Source organism: Leuconostoc holzapfelii, from assembly GCF_012396485.1.
Lineage (GTDB): Bacteria > Bacillota > Bacilli > Lactobacillales > Lactobacillaceae > Leuconostoc > Leuconostoc holzapfelii.
The window spans coordinates 74897-90682 of the sequence record NZ_JAAXPO010000002.1 but is presented as its reverse complement, the minus strand read 5'-3'; the positions used below and the strand labels follow the sequence as shown (position 1 = coordinate 90682).

At 44.3% G+C, this 15786-nt stretch carries 15 protein-coding genes, 1 tRNA gene and 1 pseudogene; 14 read left to right on the top strand and 3 right to left on the bottom strand.

The features are described 5' to 3' along the window. Nucleotides 1-173: 173 nt before the first annotated feature. From HF966_RS01890 to HF966_RS01870, 4 genes are all read left to right on the top strand, one after another. Entirely contained in the window at nt 174-1496 is a 1323-nt protein-coding gene (locus HF966_RS01890; protein WP_168675977.1) for an APC family permease, read from the top strand. Between the two features lie 129 nt (nt 1497-1625). Beyond that, a complete protein-coding gene (locus HF966_RS01885) occupies nt 1626-3137 on the top strand; it encodes a DUF2130 domain-containing protein (protein ID WP_168675975.1) in 1512 nt (503 codons plus the stop codon). 95 nt (nt 3138-3232) lie between these two features. Continuing rightward, on the top strand, nt 3233-5182 hold the full coding sequence (locus HF966_RS01875; protein ID WP_210729342.1) for a DNA/RNA helicase domain-containing protein: 1950 nt from the start codon (nt 3233-3235) through the stop codon (nt 5180-5182). 8 nt (nt 5183-5190) lie between these two features. Continuing rightward, nucleotides 5191-5433 (top strand): hypothetical protein, encoded by a 243-nt coding sequence (locus HF966_RS01870; protein ID WP_168675974.1) that lies wholly within the window; start codon nt 5191-5193, stop codon nt 5431-5433. A gap of 64 nt (nt 5434-5497) precedes the next feature. On the opposite strand, the gene HF966_RS01865 is transcribed toward HF966_RS01870, so the two are convergent. Together HF966_RS01865 and HF966_RS01860 are read right to left on the bottom strand one after the other, a co-directional pair. Beyond that, a tRNA-Glu gene (locus HF966_RS01865) sits at nt 5498-5569 on the bottom strand. 92 nt (nt 5570-5661) lie between these two features. Next, a complete protein-coding gene (locus HF966_RS01860; RefSeq protein ID WP_168675973.1) occupies nt 5662-5985 on the bottom strand; it encodes a hypothetical protein in 324 nt (107 codons plus the stop codon). A 309-nt stretch (nt 5986-6294) separates the two neighbouring features. Between HF966_RS01860 and HF966_RS01855 the strand changes: the two genes are divergently transcribed. The 10 genes and pseudogenes from HF966_RS01855 (at nt 6295) to HF966_RS09005 (ending at nt 15117) form a co-directional block, all read left to right on the top strand. Continuing rightward, nucleotides 6295-6726 carry an FMN-binding protein gene (locus HF966_RS01855; RefSeq protein WP_168675972.1) on the top strand — a complete coding sequence of 144 codons (432 nt, stop codon included), beginning with the start codon at nt 6295-6297 and terminating at the stop codon, nt 6724-6726. 4 nt (nt 6727-6730) lie between these two features. Continuing rightward, complete coding sequence (locus tag HF966_RS01850) at nt 6731-7561, top strand: FAD:protein FMN transferase (protein ID WP_168675971.1); 831 nt, start codon at nt 6731-6733, stop codon at nt 7559-7561. Next, a complete protein-coding gene (locus HF966_RS01845; protein WP_168675970.1) occupies nt 7555-8856 on the top strand; it encodes an FAD-binding oxidoreductase in 1302 nt (433 codons plus the stop codon). Before HF966_RS01850 ends, HF966_RS01845 begins: the two co-directional genes overlap by 7 nt. 104 nt (nt 8857-8960) lie before the next feature. Further along, nucleotides 8961-9824: an ATP-binding cassette domain-containing protein gene (locus HF966_RS01840; protein ID WP_168675969.1), complete on the top strand. Its 864-nt coding sequence runs from the start codon at nt 8961-8963 to the stop codon at nt 9822-9824. A gap of 2 nt (nt 9825-9826) precedes the next feature. Beyond that, nucleotides 9827-10573 carry an ABC transporter permease gene (locus tag HF966_RS01835; protein WP_168675968.1) on the top strand — a complete coding sequence of 249 codons (747 nt, stop codon included), beginning with the start codon at nt 9827-9829 and terminating at the stop codon, nt 10571-10573. A gap of 56 nt (nt 10574-10629) precedes the next feature. Next, nucleotides 10630-11094: a LytTR family DNA-binding domain-containing protein gene (locus tag HF966_RS01830; protein WP_168675967.1), complete on the top strand. Its 465-nt coding sequence runs from the start codon at nt 10630-10632 to the stop codon at nt 11092-11094. Further along, a complete protein-coding gene (locus HF966_RS01825; RefSeq protein WP_168675966.1) occupies nt 11081-11479 on the top strand; it encodes a DUF3021 domain-containing protein in 399 nt (132 codons plus the stop codon). The genes HF966_RS01830 and HF966_RS01825 overlap by 14 nt, the downstream gene beginning before the upstream one ends. Nucleotides 11480-11533: 54 nt before the next feature. After that, nucleotides 11534-13618: a DNA topoisomerase gene (locus tag HF966_RS01820; protein WP_168675965.1), complete on the top strand. Its 2085-nt coding sequence runs from the start codon at nt 11534-11536 to the stop codon at nt 13616-13618. Nucleotides 13619-13729: 111 nt separating this feature from the next. After that, nucleotides 13730-14920, top strand: a pseudogene (locus HF966_RS01815) (MFS transporter); the annotation flags it as partial. 95 nt (nt 14921-15015) lie between these two features. Next, the gene (locus HF966_RS09005) at nt 15016-15117 is read left to right on the top strand and encodes a hypothetical protein (RefSeq protein ID WP_373306374.1); all 102 of its coding nucleotides are present in this window, start codon (nt 15016-15018) and stop codon (nt 15115-15117) included. Here the strand turns inward: HF966_RS09005 and tenA are convergent. Further along, entirely contained in the window at nt 15114-15785 is a 672-nt protein-coding gene (gene tenA / locus HF966_RS01810) for a thiaminase II (protein WP_168675963.1), read from the bottom strand. The genes HF966_RS09005 and tenA overlap by 4 nt on opposite strands. Nucleotide 15786: the final 1 nt, after the last annotated feature.

The window sequence follows — 15786 nt, the reverse complement described above, 5'->3', positions numbered from 1 at the left end:
GTCACGATATGATTGTCTTTACCATAACAAGTTCCGTATCGGTTGTCAAATGGGGTGTCTGGGCACTGGATGTTTAAAAACGTCTAAAAATTTGGAAAAGTCATAGGTTTGTCATTCTTTAACTGGTATGATAGAGAATGTAATTCTATCTTAGGTGAGACAGGGGAATAAACATGGCAACCGATCAAAAACTTAATCGTACCATGACGTTAGTACCGGCAATATCAACTGTGATGGGCACAGTGATTGGCGCTGGGGTATTTTATAAAGCTTCAAGTGTGGCTGATGCCACAGGATCAACAAGCATGTCATTATTTGTCTGGTTAGTGGGTGGCTTGATTAGTCTAGCTGCTGGCTTAACTGGGGCTGAACTTGCGGCAGCCTTGCCACATACTGGTGGGATGCTGGTTTATATCGAACGCGCTTATGGTAAATTAGCGAGTTATCTCTTGGGTTGGGCGCAAATTATTATTTACTTCCCAGCAAGTATTGCTGCCAAAGGTGTTATTTTTGGGACACAAGTGGCTAATCTCTTGCATTGGGGTACGGCTGCGATTATTCCATCAGGGATTGCGGCCTTGGTATCAGTGGCCTTGATCAACATGTTAGGTTCAAAAATTGCTGGTCAATTCCAATCCATTACATTATTCTTTAAATTAATTCCACTTGCATTGATTATTATTTTTGGTTTGTTACAACCAGGCGGAGTCGATGTTTCATTGTTCCCAGTAGCACCAGGACATCAAGTGAGCGGCTGGGCTGCTGCGATGGGTGGTGGCTTGTTGGCCACGATGTATGCTTATGATGGCTGGATTCACGTGGGAAACATCGCTGGGGAAATGAAGAACCCAACACGTGACCTACCGCGCGCCATTGCGGGTGGTTTGCTTGGTATCATGTTTATCTATTTGTTAGTTAACTATGCATTCTTACATGCATTGCCATTCCATGCTATCCAAGGGAATGAAAACACAGCTATGGATGCTGCCCAAGCAATTTTTGGTGGCTTTGGTGGTAAGTTAATTACGATTGGTATTTTGATTTCGATTTACGGCACGTTGAACGGTTACACGATGACAGGGATGCGCCTGCCTTATGCGATGGCCTTGGAAAACAGCTTGCCATTCTCAAAGCACTTAGTGAAGCTAAACCGTTTTAAGATTCCTTATGTTGCGGGCATCTTTGAATTAGTCGTGGCAATTGCCTTGATGTTTGTCGGTGGCTTTGACATGTTGACGGATATGCTGATTTTTGTCATTTGGCTGTTCTACACGTTAGTCTTTGTGGCAGTCTTTATCTTACGCCGCAAAGAACCAGAATTGGTCCGACCATATCGCGTACCACTTTATCCGATTGTACCAAGTATTGCCATTGTCGGTGGCGTGTTCATTATTGTGATGACGTTGATGACCCAATTCCAGTTGGCCATGATTGGTGTCATTGCAACACTGGCTGGTTTGCCACTTTATTTCTATATGCAAAAGCGTCAAAAATAAGTGAAAACACTTGCTTCGGCAGGTGTTTTTTTAATGGTGGTAACACGAATTGACCGCAGATGGCCTTAGAAGTTTTGCTATAATAAAGCAAGTAAGGACCTAGTCTAGAAAATTATTCAGGGGATCATCATGGCAAAAGTTAAATTTCACATTGCATCGCAAACAGAACTTGTCCTCGACCAAGAGGCGCAAGTTGGGGATGTCATCGACCTGACGGATGAACAAAATATTGATACTAGTATCGTGAACGGTAAAATTGCCGATATTTTAGAAGAAAAGGTCGCACAAGCGCGCGAAGAATGGCTAGCGCAGCAGGCAAAACAAGCAGCCGCTGAACTAGAAAATCAATTGCAAGCGCAAAAACAGACGATGCAAGCGCAAGTGAATGAAAAAGCGCAAAAGATTGTTGCGTTAGAGACCACGTTAGCGCATGTCAAGGAGCAGAATACCGCAGAATTGCAATCTCAGCTCGTCAAAAAGGATTTAGATATACAGGACACGATTGCTAAGAAAGAAGCTGAAATCGCGCAATTAGAAGCCAAAATTGATGCGGTCAAGGAGCAGAATGCCGCAGAATTGCAATCTCAGCTCGTCAAAAAGGATTTAGATATTCAGGACACGATTGCTAAGAAAGAGGCTGAAATCGCGCAATTACAAGCTAAAATTGATGCAGTTAAGCAGCAAGGGCAAGCCGAATTGGAAACGGCGTTAGTTAAAAAGGATGCGGATGTGCAATCTGAATTGGCCACGCGGGACCAAAAGCTCACCGAATTGACGTCACAGTTAGCACTAAAAGAGCAAAAACAACAATTAGAACTCGCCAGTGTCCAAAATCAATTTGAAGCGCAATTAAAAACAGCGCAAGAGCAAGTTGAGTTTTATAAAGACTTTAAAGCGCGGCAATCCACCAAAGAAATTGGTGAAAGTTTGGAACAATACGCGATGACCGAATTTAACAAGATTCGCTCGTATGCTTTCCCCAATGCTTATTTTGAAAAGGATAATACGTTATCGGAAACTAACTCAAAGGGTGACTTTATTTTCCGTGACTATCAAGATGATCTGGAATTTATCAGTATCATGTTCGATATGAAAAATGAAGCCGATACGACGGCCACCAAGCATAAGAATGCTGACTTTTTCAAGGAATTGGATAAAGATCGTCGCGAAAAAAACACCGAGTACGCCGTCTTGGTATCGATGTTAGAAGCTGATAGTGACTTGTACAATACTGGCATTGTCCAAGTGCCAAACTATGAGAAAATGTATGTCATTCGCCCGCAATTCTTTATTCAATTCATCGGGGTGTTGCGCAATGCCGCACTAAACACCGTCGCCTACAAGCAAGAACTTGCGCAAGTCCGCGAACAAAATATTGACATCACGCATTTTGAAAGTGATCTGACCAACTTTAAGACTGCTTTCGGTAAAAACTACCAAAGTGCCGCAACTAACTTTAAAAAGGCGATTGATGAAATTGATAAGTCAATTGCTCGAATGGAAGCCGTCAAAAAAGCCCTGACCACCTCAGAAAACCAACTCCGCTTGGCTAATAATAAGCTGGAAGATGTCAGTGTCAAAAAGCTCACGAAGAACAATCCGACCATGAAAGCGAAGTTTGATGCGACTTTAGAGGAGTAGGATGAATTTAACCATCAGTCAATTTGATAAAATAGCAAAACAAAAAGCAACAATTTGTTGCTTTTTGTTTTGGACCGGTTTGAGATAATTAGGCTATGAAATTGTATGAGTTAATTAAGCAAAAAAGAGAAGATAAAGGCTACACACAAGATGATGTCGCACGTTTTTTGAATGTCACACGACAAGCTGTTCAAAATTGGGAGAAAGATAAGCGTGCGATTCCAAATGAATTACTGGCGGACTATTTTGGTCTGCTAGGGTTTGAGTCAGATGAAATCTTATCTGTGTTTGGCTTTATTGATAGCGGTAATTTAATGATGAAGACGATTGATTATTCAAAAGACGCTATTAAAAATTTTGCAAAAACCGCCCAAAATACGATATTAACCAATTATCCAACAGTTTATTTGGGAATAGGGAAACAAACAAATGAGTATACCAAGCAGACTAAGCAGCTAGTTTATGTCGGTGAGGCGAGTGCAATTGTACGTCGAACGGTTGAACATCTGGGCGCACAGGTAGATAAGCTAAATGAGATTAAAGCTGTTTCCGACGAGCAAAACGAGTCATTATATATTATAGGGCATTCAAAATTCAATAAATCAGCGACATTGGAAATTGAGCAAATGTTCATGGACTACCTGTTAGGCGATGACAAGTTTGACAAAATTTATAATGGTCGTAACAATGGTTTATCCAATGATTTTTATCAACGAGAAGCCTATCGGTCAGGTATTTTTCCTGAAATATGGGAACGTTTACGGCAAGAAAATGTTGTATCGAGTTTAGAATCTGTCAAAAATTCAGCCCTTTTTGCGAATAGTCCATTTAAATCATTAAGTCCAGAACAAGAAATGGCAAAAAATCGCATTGGTTTGACGATTGAAGAGACTTTAGTCAATGGTTTGGATAACAAAATTATTAAAATCCAAGGGCTTGCGGGTTCTGGGAAGGCTGTCCTGATGTCGCAACTATTTTATGAAATTTGGCAAAATCCGTATCCGGTATTAAATGCAGATAAAAAATCAAAACATGACGCCACAGTTGTGCTATTAGTGCGTCATGAACAACAACGGCGCACTTACGAACAAATTGCCCGTAAATTAAATATGGGCAAAGCAGTTGTGATGGATGTGCCAACATTTATTAATCGCGGTAAGCAGGTTGATGTCCTTCTGGTAGATGAGGCGCATCTTTTATGGAGTGGTAATTACGGACGTGTGAACAAAGCCAAATGGCAACCGGATTTACAGGCATTACATGCATTAGCGCGTACAATGGTATTGGTTTATGATCCAAAACAGGCAACATCGGTGAGAAACAATATTAGTGATAACGACACACTTTGGCGGTTAGTTAATGGGCCAGATACCACAACACTTTACTTGGAAAATCAGTGGCGAATACAAGCCAGCCAAGAATCGCAACAATGGATTGAAAATTTAGCCCACTTTGAAAATAATTCGCTGATTATGCCACCAACTGATGAGACATATCAAATTAAATTTTTTGATAGTGCGAAAAATTTTAAAACTGCGATTGAAAAACAAAACGCAGCAGTTGGATTAAGCAGACTCGTAGCAACATACGACTGGCAATATTCGCAAGGATCAAGACCAGAAGATGGGCAATATTGGGCTGTGACGTTCGGTGGTGAGGTTGTCCCTTGGAATCTTGAATTACCACAGGTTAAAGTAGCGCAAAATAAACAAATACCGTGGCAAGAAATTGCCGAAAGTATTAGCGAAGTTGGTAGTGATTTTACAGTTCAAGGGATTGATTTGAATTATGTTGGTGTGATTTTAGGCCCGTCAGTCATTTGGAACGAAGCAACCAATGCGTTAGATATTGATGCTGATTATTCGTTTGACCATTCGAAAATTAGAAAACAAAATGGGACGTATAATACTACTGAAAATAAGGCATTTCTAAAAAATGTTGTCAATGTTTTGCTGACACGCGGCGTACATGGTCTTTATATTTATGCTGTTAATGATGATTTGAGAAGAAAATTGATGACGCTAAATCAGACAACGATCGACTAAGATAAAGTATGGCCGCTGCGACAATTTTAGGCAATTTACTTAAAGAATACGAAATCGATGCGGGCGATTTATCCTTATCGCGGGTGGCTGATTGTTGGTACTGGAATCATGTTATTCAGTTATACGTGGTTGACGACGAGTCATCCTTTTGCACTGCCATTTTTGATATGCCCAATTTTGTTTATCGTTTTAGGTTTGTTGATGCTAAACAAAGAGAGAAAAATGAAAAAACGCCAAACCTTAAAAATTAGGTTTGGCGTTTTTTATCATGTTTAAAACAATATAAAAAGCCGCAACCGAAGTTGCGACTTGATATAGCTCGTGAGAGAATCGAACTCTCGATTCCGCCGTGAAAGGGCAGCGTCTTAGCCACTTGACCAACGAGCCATGGTCAGTGATGTCTGAATTGCTATCAGACAACTATAATATCATAACAATTTTCACGGCGGTCGTCAAGCTTTTTTTACGATTTTTTTGCATTAATAGCAAATTTTTTGAATAACGAGCTGTTGGGTTTCGGGGAGGAGGGGCAGGAGTTCGCTAAGTTGGGCTTTAAAGTGCTGACGGCCACGATAAGCGATGAGACCATTAGCGTGTTGCAAGGTTTGATAACGGGTGAGGGCGTCAGCTGCTTGTACCTGAGCTACTTGTTGGATTTGCTCGTGTAACGCAGGGTCTTGCGTGGTTTGTGCCATCAGCACGAGATCAGTTGGGGTGACATCAGGCAGTGTCAAGACTTGTGCAACCCCGAGTTGGGTCAAGGCTTGCTGGCGAAGCGCTGCGTCTAAGGTTAGTGTGGTCATGTGGTTCTCCTGTTTAACGTCCAAAGGACTGATTAAACAAATAAAAAACGTGCCCGATATACGAACACGTTAAAAGTGACGTATATCCAATTACAGTGGAGCACCTTGCCAAAAGGTAGGTTGCTGCTAGGTCAAAGTGTGTAATCACTCACTAGCTCTCGATATAACACGTGATTTAATTGTTATCGTTAGTCTATCACGTCAATAAATCATTTGTCAAATACATGGATAATATGACGTTTCTTCATTTTCATTTAGCCTTTTTCTGCTATGATCTTTGTAAGCAAAAAAGCATGATGGGGTTGACTGATGAAAAAAATAATCACGGTAATGATTGCAACAATCACATTACTCGCCATGGTGTTAGATGTTTTCTTCTTGTTCTTCTATACACCGCAAAAAACGACCGCTGCAACCGCGTCAACAGCGACACCAGCACATACCGTAGCAAAGACAACAGCCTATAAAGACGGGACGTATTTGGGGACAGACGCCAGTTATCAGTACGGGGCAATTCAAGTTCAAATCACCGTTGCCAACGGAAAAATCACTCAAGTCAAGACGGTCAAATATCCAACGGATAGCCATCATACCGCAGCCATTAATGCCCAAGCGTTGCCCGTCTATGAAAAGGCGGCTGTCAGTGCGCAATCGGCACATTTTTCGAATATCAGTGGGGCAACGGAAACTTGGCATGGTTTCCAAGCTTCGCTCAAAAATGCGCTATCACAAGCGGGGTAATCACATGACAGCAGTAATTCGCACAACAACGCAACAACAAGGTGCTTATCAGATTGCCAAAACACATTTTGAAAAGTTTACCGTCCCATTTACCTTAGAACTGGTGTTCCAACCCGAACAGACCATATCGACTAAAATTGCGGCTCTTACGGCCGAAGTATTGCCAAAAATCCAAACTTACTTGGATTGGCTTGACCAGACCTTTTCGCCATTTTTACCAGACTCTGAATTATCCCGATTTAATCGTGGGGAGCTCACACTGGCGGCAACGTCGGATGGGTTTTGGACCGTTTGGCAGCTGGCCGAAACGGCACTAAAAGACACACAAGGGCTCTTTAATGCGTGGCATGCGGGCGTCTATGATCCGATTGGACTGGTCAAAGGCTGGGGAATAGCCCAATGCGTGACGCGATTTTTAGCCCCGCTATTGGCGACTGAATCCGGCTTGGTGGCGGTTGGGCTAAATGGTGGTGGTGACATGCAATTGTTGACGCGTGAGTCGGTGACGGATTGGACGTGGGAAATTGGCATTCAAGATCCTAACCAACCCGAGCAGGTCCTGGCGCACCTCGCCTTACACTCAGGCGCAGTAGCGACCTCTGGGACGGTGGCGCGTGGCGAACACATCGCTTATCAGACCACTGGTCGTCATGCGCTGTCTGCCACGGTGGTGACAGATGATTTGACGACTGCGGATATTTGGGCAACCAGTCTGATTGCGGCGGATTTTGAGACATTTGGCTTTGACCAACGGGTACCGGGCACTGGGCTGCTGGTAGCAGCCAATGGCGACACACGGCGTTGGTTTGCCGGACAGGAGGTGGCATCATGCTAAAACAACACCGCTATTATCTGGGACTATTTTGGTTGATTACGATTTTTGTGTTGCCACTCCCCTTAATTCAAGCCATTGCCATGGGACTCAGTCCAATTTACGCCCAGTCGCTTTTTGCCATTAACCTTGGGGTAATTGCCTATGTTTGGATGCTGTTTGAACTATTTATTGCCACCCGACCAAAATGGTTAGAACGTTTGATTGGCTTACCGGAAATGTACTTTGTTCATGGCATGATTGGGATTGGCATTATCATTGTGGCGTATTTGCATAAAATCTGGAGTCAATCTAATGGGCTGATTAAGCTCACCGGGGATGCGGCGTTGGTCATCCTCATTGGGGTGCTGGTTTACTCGGTATTCTTTCTTAGCGGCTGGTTGACGGATCGGGTGTGGTGGTTACGGCAAGTTAAACAGTGGCTTGAGCATGTCTTCAAGCATGAAATCTCGGTCTGGTTGCACCGGTTGAACGTGGTGGCCACATTATTGATTTTCGTCCATGTGATTTTAATCCCGTATATCCGCCAAGATATGAGCTTTATGGTGTGGTTTTATACCTACAGTGGCTTGGCTTTTGGTTTATATGGTTGGGATAAAGTCCAAAGTTTCCGTGGGCATGCCTCGGGTGTGCTCGTGGCCAATGACGTATTGAGCCGTTCAGTGCAGCAAATCACAATTCGTTTACGACAACGCGATCGCTTGCACTACCAATCGGGCGATTATGTCTTGATTAGCTTTCCGGGCATTGCGGGTATGCGTGAACCACATCCCTTTAGCCTGTTAAATGCGGAAAACGATTCTGAATTCATCTCGCTGATGATTCGACGTGATGGGGATTGGACACGACAGTTACGTGATGTGCCAGTCAACACACGAGTTCGCATTGCTGGTGCCTATGGGACGCTCAAAAATATGGTGGCCCAGACCCCAAGCCGTCAACCGCTGGTGCTTTTAGCTGGTGGTTCGGGGATTCCCCCGATGTTAAGTCTAAGTCATGATTATCTCAAACAAGGCCGACAAATTAACTTGATTTGGACAGCCAAGACAGTTCATGAACTAGTCTATGACCAAGTCTTGGCCGACTTAAAGGCGCAATATCCAGATACTTTTCAGTATCGCGTCCATCAAGGGCGTTTCACCGTCGATGAATTACAAAGTTTTTTGGCCAAAGGGGTGACCAATGATTACTTTTACTTGCTGAGTGGGCCCAACAATATGATGAGTCAGACCAAAAACTTATTGCGCCGAATTGGCGTGTCGGGCGACCAGGTCTACTTTGAAAAGTTTAGTTTCTGATGGTGTCACTTATCTCAAAAAATGAACCGCTTATCACAAAAGCGGTTTTTTTGTGGGCAAAGTTGGTATGCTAATCACATCAACGGCTTAAAGGAGTGACAAAAATGCTAATGCTAGACCAAGTAACTGTGCGCTATGGTGACCAAGTTGCCTTAGATTTACAATCAAAAATTCAAATCGCTGATGGGGATATTGTCGGGATTATCGGACGCAATGGTGCGGGTAAATCAACATTGATTAAGGCTTTAACCGACCAAGTGGCCTACACAGGTCAGATTGATAAGCCGACCGACATTGCCGTTCACCTACAAGAAAACCATTATCCAGATACCGTGACTTGCCAAACGATTTTGGAGGGCTTGTTACAGACAACCTATCGGCGTGACCAAAAATTACAGGCGCTGGTGGCTTTTTTTGAATTTGCGCCTTTACTCAAACGTAAATTTCAGCAACTTTCGGGCGGACAACAGCAGCGCTTAACCATCATGATGGTCTTGTATCAAGACGCTGCGCTAACATGTTTTGATGAATTAAGTACGGGTTTGGATTTTGAGACACGGCAACAACTGATGAGCAAAATCAAAGCCTGGTATGCGGAGAAACCTGCGACAATTTTAATGATTACCCACTATTTTGATGAGCTTGAGGCATTGGCCAATCAATTACTCATTATTGAACAGGGGAAAATGTTGGCCTATGGCCCAACCACAGCACTTTTTCAAGAATATGTGGGCGCCGCTGCAGTCATTGTTGCAGCCCCAGAGCTTGATTTAGTATTGCCTGTTGGTGCACGCCAAATTGCCGGTGAGTCTGGAACAACCGCTATTGGGTGTGATAGTCCAACCACGCAACAAGCAGTCATTGCATTATTGAATCAGGCTGGCGTGGCGTTTACAGCGACACGCTTGAACCTGACCTTAATCTATCTCAACGTGCTGGCGTTACACCAAACAGTAAAGGCGGGCTAATCATGTGGGCTTATATCAGATTTGAATTAAAAAATACGTTGGGTTATCCCATTGCGATGATTGTTGGGGGGATCTTACCCTTGGTGCTCGTTTTGAGTAACTACCATGCTACTGGTCATGCCGCGCTTGACCAAGCAACCGCTAAAGGGGTATTTGTCACGTTGCTACCAATGGTACCACTAGGGTTGGTAATTTTGCCTTTTACCATTAGTTTTGCCCGTGATATGACAAGCGGTATTACAAATCGATTGGTACTTTTTGGCTACACGCTGACCCGACAACTACTAGCGAAGTTTATCGCGGTGCTGCTGTTGGTGTTAAGTATGACGACGTTATATTGGGTGGTGTTAAGTCAGATGCTGCCGCTGCCAAAACTAAGTTTGTTGGCTTTGGTAATGATTTATCTGAGTATGATTTGTTTGGCTGGCGGCCTTTATTTGCTCGCTTTCGCCATTGCGCAGGTGTTTGAAGGGTTTAACATGATTCAAGGGATTGCCATGTTATGCTATTTTGGTATTGCGTTTACCACTGGCAGCATGGGCGTTTCACAAGTGCCAGCAGGTGTCACACAATTGAGCCGCTGGATTCCCTTTAAAATCTTTCGTGAGACGTTGCGGGCACAGTGGCAAGGGCAGCAACTCGCTGGTTTTCAAGACGAACTCTTGCAAATGGGTGTCTTTATCCTGATTACTTTTGCCTTGTATTGTTTGGCTAAGCGTTATCGTCGGCTCAAAAAGCGACCTGTATGAGGATGATTTGGTAAAATGGGGTGTATTCAATTCATGACGTGAACGAGGAAAAAGGCATGGAAATTAAACTCACTGTCGACAACACATTATCAGATATTCTGGCGGTGATATCCGGGCCAGATCTAACGCAGTTGACAGCTGTCGCGGCAAAATTAGACACCAATCCAGTTGAGGCTAGAAAAATGGTGATTAAAACAGCTGATCAACTCCAAGTTGTCGCACTTGCAGATGTTTTATGGGTTGAAAGTTTAGGTAATGAACTCACCATCAGTTTACACCAGCAACAGCTCATTACCCGAAAAACGCTCAAGCAATTTTTAGCGGATGATACAGCACATTTATTTGTCCAAATATCTAAGTCAATGGCCATTAATATAGACGCGTTGGATCGGATGGCAGTGGCTTTTTCTGGGAATTATTATGGGTATTTAACAAACGGTCAACGCGTGACGGTTTCGAGGCGTTATATTAAAAATATTTTGAATCGATTGGAAGGGGGAACAGACAATGACGCAGTTTAAATATTTGTTGTTACATGCCCAAGTAGGCGTAGGTGTGGGAGCGTTTATCTCACTGTTATCAGTGACAGTGCATCATGCGACGCTGTCGATGACACAATTTTGGTTATTGATGGGGATGAGTGTGGTGATGGGGCTGGTAACGACAATTTTTGATGTTGAGCGTTTGTCGTTTATCAGCCAATTGAGTGGTCATTTCATCTTGGAATTGCTGACGTACACTATTTTTATTTGGCTAACTTTTCATGACTGGGTAATCACCTGGCACAGTATCCCCACGTTTGTCGTAATTTATGTACTCGTGTTCTTTTACTTCCGCCAGCAAGGCCAAAATCGTGCTCGTCGTATCAATGAAAAGCTTGCGACTCGTCGCCGAGCTGACGACTAGGTGGCGAAATCTGGTAAAATGGTAAGGTAATGAATCGAAAGGCGACATAAAGAGATGCCCAATTACCTGATACTTACGGAAAAGCCATCCGCTGCCGCCAACTTTGTCAAAGCATTGGGTGGCCAAACTGGCACATTTAACCAATTTAATTATAAAATTACCAATTTACGTGGTCATGTGATGACCCTAAAAGAGCCCGAGGCGATGGTCGCTGATGAACTCAAACCACGCTACAAATCGTGGCTCATCAAGCATTTGCCTTGGGATCTGGCTGACTTTTCATGGGAACGTACCTACATTCGGCAACGCAATTTCCGCACTGGGAAAATCGAATCGACAAAACAGCTAGTTGATGACTTAAAAAAAGAAGCCAAAAACGGTTATGATGCCATTGTCATCGCCACCGACACAGACCCGTCTGGGGAAGGCGAACTGTTGGCGTGGGAGGCGTTAGACGCGATCAAGTGGCGTGGCAAAGTCCTCCGGGCGAACTTCATGGACGAGTCGGTCAAAGGCATTCAAGCCGCGATGACCCAGCTTCGCGATGTGTCCGATAAGCAGCAAGACGGCGACTATATCAAAGGTGAAAGTCGTAACCGGTGGGATTTTGCCTCGATGCAACTGACCCGCATTGCGACCACTGCGGCTAAAAAACAAGGCTTTAAGGTGGTGGCACGGCAAGGGCGACTAAAGTCAGTCATTGTCTGGCAAATCTATGCCCAACTGGAAGCGATTAAAAATTATGTTAAAAAGCCGTATTTTGAGGTGAAGTTCAAAGATCCCACCGGCCACGTGTTTGGTCGGGTCACCCCAGAAGGGGATGTGATCCCTTGGCGCTTTGTGACAAAAGCGGCTGCGCAACAAGATTTGGCCCAGTATCATGAGAGTGCGGTGGTAAATGAAAAGCACCAAACACGAACGCAAGCGCCAGGGAAATTGCTAGATTTGGCTGGCTTAGCCGCCATTTTGGCACCGCGTGGCTTTTCTGCCCAAGAAGTGCTGGGCACGTATCAAAAGATGTATGAAGCCCAAGTGGTATCTTATCCACGAACGGAAGACAAGACGGTCACACCAGAGCAATTTAATGAATTGCTGCCAAAAATTGATCAAATTGCCCAAGTGGTCCAAGTTGATCCAAGCTTGCTCACACATTGGCAACCACGGCCAACCCATGTGAAAGCCAAAGGTGCCCACGGGGCGAACCGGCCAGGGGAAAATGTACCAACCACTTTAGCCAGTTTGACCAAATTTGGGCCCAGTGCCTCAGCCATTTATGAAGTGATTGCCAAAAACTATTTGGCCATGTTGGCCGAAGATTATATCTATGATCATGTGACTGCTAATCTAGCGGATTATCCCGCATTTAAAACAGCGTATAATGTGCCGATTGCGTTAAATTTTAAAGCGGTTTATGATGCCCAACGCGCCACAAAAGTGGATGATGAGACTGAAGATGACGTGGCCAATGGCCAGTTAGGGCCAATGGCGCAACCTTATTTGCACGAAGGGGCGAACAAGAAGCCGCAAGCGCCAACGACAAAATGGATTATGGCCTTTTTGGAGAAGCACAATGTTGGCACCGGTGCGACCCGCGTCTCGACATTGTCGGACATGAGCAAAGGTACCAAAGCGATGATTAAAGAAACGCGGGGGAAACTGACCTTAACTGAAACCGGCAATGTGTCTGCGGTCATGGTCAAAGATACCTGGATTGCCTCACCCAAAATCACCAAACGGTTATTTGAAATGATGGATCAAGTGGGCCAATTTGAGATGACGATGCCAAAGTTACTCGAATCTGTGACCCAAGTGGTTGCCCATGATATGCCCATCATGTTAGCCAACGCGGAACAATTAACCGCGCAGCTCGGTCAACCAAAGCCGACGTCCAAGCGCAAAGTGAGTGAAAAGATGACCGCCACGTTTAAAGGTGAAGAGATTACGTTTGCCAAAGAATGGAGTGGCCATGTCTTTACAGATGACGAACTGACCAAATTATTGAACGGGGCGGAAATTAGTTTTGAAGCCAAGTCTAAGCGCGGCAAACCGTATACGGCAACCGGTAAATTAGCCAAGCAAACTTATAAAGGTAGCACATTTTATGGCTTTAAATTAAAGCCAAAGCCGAAAAAAGCGTGAGCATTCGCCCACGCTTTTTATATCGTGTTAATTAAACAAGAATGATTCTAATTAAATTTGAATTACGCACCAATGTTCGGTAAACTATGAGTAAATGAAAGGCGGCACGACATGCTCAAAAATATCCGACAATTAACCCCTTTTTCGCTATTGTTACTGGCCATGGCCTTCACGATGTCAATTAGTCAATCGACTATGACGACGGCGTATCCTATTTTGATGGCACATTTTCAGGTAGCGGCTGATACTGTGCAGTGGTTGACGACTGGTTTCATGGTTGCAATGACCCTCGTCATGCCAGTTAGTCCATGGTTATTGAATAATATCAGTTTGCGCCGTTTATTAAATGGCATTGTCGTCGTATTTTTGATTGGAACAGCCGTGGCGATGTTTGCCACGCATTTTACTGGGGTGATATTGGGGCGTTTACTGGAAGGGCTAGCTGTTGGGGCACTGTTTCCAACCTTCCAAAGTGTTATCTTAGAAAACACACCGGTAGAAAACCGCGGTGCAACAATGGGGGTTGTGGGCTTAGTGATGGGTTCAGCTCTGGCGGTTGGCCCAATTATTTCAGGCGTGGTCTTGCAGTGGGTGTCGTGGCGTGCGCTGTTTGGTTTGTTTTTTGTTATTTTAGCGGGTCTCTTGCTCTTGGGCCAGCGCTGGATTCAAAACACACATCACCTGCAACCTACGCGGTTTGACTGGCTATCTGCGGTGAGCTTGCTAGGTTTTGGCGGGTTATTGTATGCCTTATCAAGTCTTGCGCAAAGCCATTTTGACACCACTTGGTGGCTGATAACTGGTGTGAGCCTGCTCTTGCTGGTAGGGTTTGTCATTCGGCAACAGCGCCTGCCAGAGCCATTTTTAGACTTATCCGTCTTGCGTTACCGAGGGTATTTGCCGGGGTTATTGTTAACCGGCATTGCTTATTCAGGCTTGATTATTGCCACAGTGATCATGCCGCTCTTTTATCAAAAAGTGTTTCATTTATCGCCGATGTGGTCTGGCTTATTATTGGTGCCAGCGGCTGTGTTTTTAAGCCAACTAAACCCCAAAGCCGGCGAACTCTTAAATCAAATTGGTTTGAGAAAACTCGTCTATATCGGCATGACAATGATGATTGTGGGCTACGTACTCTTAGCGCTTTTTGGTTTGCGAAGTTGGCTGGTTGGCCTGGTTTCGGCCATGTTTTTGGAAGGTGGGAATGCTTTTGTCATGATGCCAGCCATTACGGCTGCCAATAATGTGCTCCCCAAGCCATTAGTGAGTCACGGCACGGCATTAATTACGACGATGCGACAAGTGATCGGTGCCGGTAGTGTTGTCGTTGCGACACTTTGTTTGAGTCATTACAATCTCACCTTGTCTTTTGGACAGGCGCTCGTTCGCACTTCAGCGTGGTTTATCATTGTACCGATCCTGGGTTTGTTATTAGCGACCCAATTACAACAAACGAAACAAAAATAAAAAGCAGATCAATTGATCTGCTTTTTGATTAGAATTCGAATTGCCAATGTTCTTGTTGCCAAGCCGCTTCCCAGAAGCGCCATTCCATTTCAAGGCTGAAGAGGAATGTTTGGGCAACGTGTTCAAGCTGTGTTGGGTTAAGTGAGGCCACCGCGCGATCCAAGGCTTCAAATCGCCAGACATTGTAATCTGGCGTATCTGGATTTGTCTGGGGTGCATACAACTCAATCCATTCTTTCAGTGGATTATCGGCATTGTTAGCCCCTTGGTCAACTAGTTGTTCACCAAGCACGGCATAGCTCCAAGCACAAGGTAGGAGCGCTGCAATGGCGTCAGCGTATGTGCCGTGATAAGCTGATGCATACATATGATCAGTATAACGCTTGGTTTCTGGTTCACGCCGCCAATTTTCAATGGGGTGTCCCGTGATTTCAAGCATGACTTGATGGGCACGCGATTCATTTTGAACAAATTGTGCCGTAGCCAAGAGATTATTAATATCATCGACATTATCGGTCTTGGTAATCGTCAAGGCGGTTACTTGCAAATAATCTTTCAAATAATGTTCATCTTGTTCCACATAATAGTTCAAAACTTCGTCGGGTACTTGACCAGCCGCGATAGCTTTAACGAACGGGTTTGCCATAATGGCATCCATCATGGGTTGTGCGCGCTCTAAGAGTGCTTGTGAAAAAGTCATA

Coding starts and splice junctions, on each gene's coding strand:
- HF966_RS01870 (WP_168675974.1), top strand. CDS start 5,191: ATGGCCGCTGCGACAATTTTAGGCAATTTACTTAAAGAATACGAAATC.
- HF966_RS01840 (WP_168675969.1), top strand. CDS start 8,961: ATGCTAATGCTAGACCAAGTAACTGTGCGCTATGGTGACCAAGTTGCC.
- HF966_RS01890 (WP_168675977.1), top strand. CDS start 174: ATGGCAACCGATCAAAAACTTAATCGTACCATGACGTTAGTACCGGCA.
- HF966_RS01830 (WP_168675967.1), top strand. CDS start 10,630: ATGGAAATTAAACTCACTGTCGACAACACATTATCAGATATTCTGGCG.
- HF966_RS01845 (WP_168675970.1), top strand. CDS start 7,555: ATGCTAAAACAACACCGCTATTATCTGGGACTATTTTGGTTGATTACG.
- HF966_RS01820 (WP_168675965.1), top strand. CDS start 11,534: ATGCCCAATTACCTGATACTTACGGAAAAGCCATCCGCTGCCGCCAAC.
- HF966_RS01835 (WP_168675968.1), top strand. CDS start 9,827: ATGTGGGCTTATATCAGATTTGAATTAAAAAATACGTTGGGTTATCCC.
- HF966_RS01850 (WP_168675971.1), top strand. CDS start 6,731: ATGACAGCAGTAATTCGCACAACAACGCAACAACAAGGTGCTTATCAG.
- HF966_RS01885 (WP_168675975.1), top strand. CDS start 1,626: ATGGCAAAAGTTAAATTTCACATTGCATCGCAAACAGAACTTGTCCTC.
- HF966_RS01825 (WP_168675966.1), top strand. CDS start 11,081: ATGACGCAGTTTAAATATTTGTTGTTACATGCCCAAGTAGGCGTAGGT.
- tenA (WP_168675963.1), bottom strand. CDS start 15,785: ATGACTTTTTCACAAGCACTCTTAGAGCGCGCACAACCCATGATGGAT.
- HF966_RS01860 (WP_168675973.1), bottom strand. CDS start 5,985: ATGACCACACTAACCTTAGACGCAGCGCTTCGCCAGCAAGCCTTGACC.
- HF966_RS01855 (WP_168675972.1), top strand. CDS start 6,295: ATGAAAAAAATAATCACGGTAATGATTGCAACAATCACATTACTCGCC.
- HF966_RS01875 (WP_210729342.1), top strand. CDS start 3,233: ATGAAATTGTATGAGTTAATTAAGCAAAAAAGAGAAGATAAAGGCTAC.